Genomic DNA, 634 nt, shown 5'->3' on the forward strand with positions numbered 1-634 from the left:
ACCCTCCAGGCCGTGTGATTTCAGGAACGACTGCCACTCATGGCTTGTGTACTGACTGCCCTGATCCGAATGAACCAGCACCTGTTTTTCGGGATTACGCCGCCATACAGCCATCAGCAGTGCGTTCAGGACAATGTCCTTTGTCATCCGGGATTGCATGGACCAGCCGATAATTTTGCGTGAGAACAGATCAACAACAACGGCAAGATACAGCCAGCCTTCGTGGGTCCTGATGTAGGTTATGTCCGTTACCCAACGCTCATCAGGAGCATCCGGATTGAACTGTCGCTGGAGCCTGTTGGGTGACACGATACTGGCCTCGCCTTTACGTGCCCGCGGGCTTCGGTATCCGACCTGAGCCTTTATTCCGACACGTTTCATCAGTCTCCAGACTCTGTTTACTCCGCACTGTTGCCCGCTGTCACGCAGATCCAGATGGATTTTGCGATAACCATAGACGCATCCCGATTCCAGCCAGAACTGTTTAATCTGTCCTGTCAGTCTCAGGTCTGCCTGATGGCGTTGTGAATGCGGCTGCTGAAGCCAGGCGTAAAAACCACTGGGATGAACATCCAGCACCCGACAGAGCAGGCGAACAGGCCAGCAACAGGAGTTGTCACGGATAAAGGCGTAC

The 634-nt window shown here is 53.8% G+C and carries 1 protein-coding gene; it reads right to left on the reverse strand.

Translation table 11 applies throughout. The annotated features are described in order from the left end of the window. Positions 1–634: IS3 family transposase (locus ABZJ92_RS22140; RefSeq protein ID WP_111397410.1), on the reverse strand; the 634-nt coding region annotated here is incomplete at both ends.

Origin of the sequence: Shigella sp. FJ200513 (assembly GCF_040495915.1) — a bacterium.
Classification (GTDB): domain Bacteria; phylum Pseudomonadota; class Gammaproteobacteria; order Enterobacterales; family Enterobacteriaceae; genus ECMA0423.